The sequence below is a fragment of the Candidatus Neomarinimicrobiota bacterium genome (genome assembly GCA_022573815.1).
Lineage (GTDB): Bacteria > Fidelibacterota > SORT01 > SORT01 > SORT01 > JACZTG01.
Genome location: JACZTG010000058.1, coordinates 1 through 3,606, shown reverse-complemented (window position 1 = coordinate 3,606; position 3,606 = coordinate 1). Strand labels below are relative to the sequence as shown.

The 3,606-nt window shown below is 37.9% G+C and carries 2 protein-coding genes; both read left to right on the top strand.

What is annotated here, in order from left to right; translation table 11 throughout:
• Window positions 1-67: 67 nt before the first annotated feature.
• Window positions 68-1,105: a hypothetical protein gene (locus IIB39_11290; protein MCH8929279.1), complete on the top strand. Its 1,038-nt coding sequence runs from the start codon at window positions 68-70 to the stop codon at window positions 1,103-1,105.
• A gap of 152 nt (window positions 1,106-1,257) precedes the next feature.
• The coding region (locus IIB39_11285) for a PAS domain S-box protein (protein MCH8929278.1) at window positions 1,258-3,606 on the top strand (2,349 nt) is incomplete at its 3' end.

Here is a 3,606-nt window from a genome sequence, read left to right as displayed (position 1 = left end):
TAAAATTGTAACGATAGAAAAATATATATAGTAGTATCAAATTTAAAAACTAATTCATCAGGAAAGAATGGCATTTAATTTTACAATATCAAATCCCGGTTCAGGAAGTGTCATTGAAAAAGAATCTATTCACGAAGCAACAGAAACTTTATCTAAATCATTAACAAATTATCTCGGCTATATTGATTCTGACAATAGGAAAACGACTGCTCATGCATTCATTACCAGTTTGGAAGGGAGATTCAAGCCTATATCAACACTTGCGGAATCTCTTGGTTTTCTATTCGCGAAGGTTGGTAAACTTGAAATTCTATGGTTTTTTGATAAAATTAAAAAATATGCGGATAAAAATATTGAAAAACATAGTTTAGGGGATATTAATTCTCCGTTTTATTCAACTCAATATTTAACTGCCGAAAAAGCATATCAAATATCTATCATTGAATTGGAGATTCTTACACATGTTGATGAATTGTTTCTACTTCTAAAGACAGAAAACGAAGAGGAGTCTCTCAAGGAAATTGAGAAAAACGTTCCCGCCATAAAAGAAAAATTTGAAAGGTTAGATAAATACCTTGATATAAGATTCGAACTAATAAATTCATATTCCGATAGACAGATTGGTATAAGTGATAGGATAACTGAGTTGGATAGTCTGATAGGTAAGCTTCAGCCGAATAAATCCATTATTGGATTAATTGAAAATTTAGAAAATAGTTACTCTGATTTTCCGCTAATTTATCTCGAGCTGTTAGAGACTTTTCACAACCACATCGCTAAGTTCAGGCATATTGCGGAATCATCAGATAAATATGATCAAGCACTGATAGATTACTTTAACGAATATATGAGGATCATTGAAATATCGAAATCAATATCACAAAAAGGTGTTTTAAAAAATTATGAACAAGTAAAAATGGAAGAGCTTTTAAGCGGATCAAAAAGTATAATTGATATTAGCTCGAAATTAACTCCCATAAAAAAAAGTTCGAGCAAACCGGATAAAATTGATAACGAGAGGTCGAAAATATCAAGGTTCCGATTGATTATAGGCATTGCTGTGGGCTTAATAATATTAGCGATTATTTTGTTAATTGTATTTTGAGGAATTCTTTCACGGTAGACCTTAATGAAGGTATGAGTAAAGAGATGTCAAATTTTGGGGAGCAGTATCCTTTCCCTTATTTACAGACTAAATATGACGGTACAATAAAAAGCATCAATCGGGCCGGCCGTGCTGTTTACGGTAAGGGAGTCATGGGTAAATCAATTTTTTCATTATTTGCAAACCTAAAGAAGTCAAACATAAAAAAACTTACGAGTGCCAATCCCCTTCAGATAGAAGAAACTAAAAAGGATAAAACATTTTTATTCAAAATTGTAAAGGACACAGATACTAAGACTATTCATCTTTACGGCTTTGACATTACCGAGCGCAAGCAGGCGGAGGAAGTGTTACGTCGATATGAAAATATTGTATCAACTTCCGCGGATATGCTGGCGTTATTGGATAAGAATTACATATTCCTTACGGTCAACAAGAAGTATGCGGAAGCATTTAATAAGACCCCGACGGAAATTGTTGGAAAAACTGTGACTGAGGTGTTTGGAGAAGAGTTTTTTAATACTGTTACCAAGCCCAACGCAGATCGTTGTATGGACGGAGAAGAAGTCAATTATCAAGGCTGGATTGAGTTTCCATCGATTGGGTTAAAATACATACAAGCCACTTATTCTACATATATTGATACTGACGATAATATCACAGGCTTTATTGTGAGCGGGAGCGACATGACCGAGCGCAAGCAGGCGGAGGAAAAACTCAGGGAAAGTGAAGAGAAATTCAGAAGTCTCTCCGAGAACTCGCCGAATATGATATTCATAATCCGAAAAGGTAAGATCGTGTATGCTAATAATAAATGTGAGGAATTTACAGGGTATAAAGTGGAAGACCTCATATCACCGGAATTCAATTTCCTGAGCCTGATATTACCTGAACATATCAATCTGATAAAGAAAAAATTCGTCAAATATGAACGGACAGGAGAAGAATCGACGATGGAGTGTACTCTCGTGAATAAGAGAGGTGAGAGAATAGAAACGATTATCAATTGGAATCAAATTACTTTCATGGGGAAGAAATCCTTATTAGGCATGGTCACCGATATCACCGAGCGTGTAAAGAGGACGGACCAGATAAGTCAACTATCACATGCAATAGAGCAGAGTCCGACCAGTGTGGTGATAACAGATTCGGAGGGTAAAATAGAATATGTCAACAGTAAGTATGTTGAGGTATCGGGCTATACGTTGGACGAAGTGATCGGACAAAACCCGAGAATATTAAAATCGGGTGAACAAAGTGATGAATTTTACTCCAAGTTATGGAAAACTATTTCTTCAGGCAAGGAATGGAGAGGAGAATTTCACAACAGGAAAAAGAACGGAGATCTATTCTGGGAATCCGCATCGATATCACCTGTATTCAATGCTAAAAAGGAGATCACGCACTACATCGCCGTGAAAGAAGACGTCACCGTTCAAAAACAGCTTGAAAAACAGCTGCAGGAAGCTCAGAGACTGGAAGCAGTCGGTCAGCTTGCGGGGGGAATGGCGCACGATTTCAATAATCATCTGGCTGCTATAGTCGGATACACGGAATTGTGTCTGGCAAGTGTGGAGAAAGATTCACAATTGGCCGAAGATCTGCGCGCTATCATAAACAGAGCGAGAAAGGGCGCAAGTCTGGTAGGACAGCTGCTGGCTTTCAGCAGGAAACAGGTTGTCAGCATCAAGCCGGTCGATTTAAATCAAATTATTGAGGAAACTCTTTCATTCATCAAGCCGCTTTTAGGAGAGGATATAATGTTGGTCCAGGAGCTGGATCATGGAATTCCGGATATACAAGCTGATCCGACGGCAGTTGATCAGATAATCACGAATCTTTGCATAAACGCGCGTGATGCCATGCAAAATGGAGGAAAGATAACCATAGGCACTAAATTGGTTTCCATTGATGAGGAATACAGCAATTCACACGTCGAAGTGTTAATCGGAGACTACGTGGTTCTAAGTGTATCGGATGACGGAACAGGTATAGATGAGAAGACTCTATCTCGAATATATGAGCCGTTTTTCACTACAAAAGAAGTGGGCAAAGGTTCGGGATTGGGATTGTCAATGGTGTACGGCTTGATGAAGCAGCATGGTGGGTTCGTTGAATGCGTCAGCGAATTAGGACTGGGGACTGAATTCAAGATATTTTTCCCTTTAACGAAATCTGCCATAAATCAAGTAGAGCTGGAATTAGACGAAAAATCAACCGATCTAAGAGGTAGCGAGACAATATTATTAGTGGAAGATGATGTCGATGTCCTCCAAATAACAAAAAGAGGTCTGGAAAGAAGAGGATACACGGTGCTTACGGTAGAAAATGGTCGCGATGCGCTAAATATTTATGAGAAAAACCGGAATGACATTGACCTTGTTATAACAGATGTTGTGCTACCGTTAATGAGCGGAATTGATTTTTATGAATCAGTACAAAAAATGGATCCAGACGTAAGGTTTTTATTCATAAGTGGGTATGCTGATGGAATCCTGAAA

Coding starts and splice junctions, on each gene's coding strand:
- IIB39_11290 (MCH8929279.1), top strand. CDS start 68: ATGGCATTTAATTTTACAATATCAAATCCCGGTTCAGGAAGTGTCATT.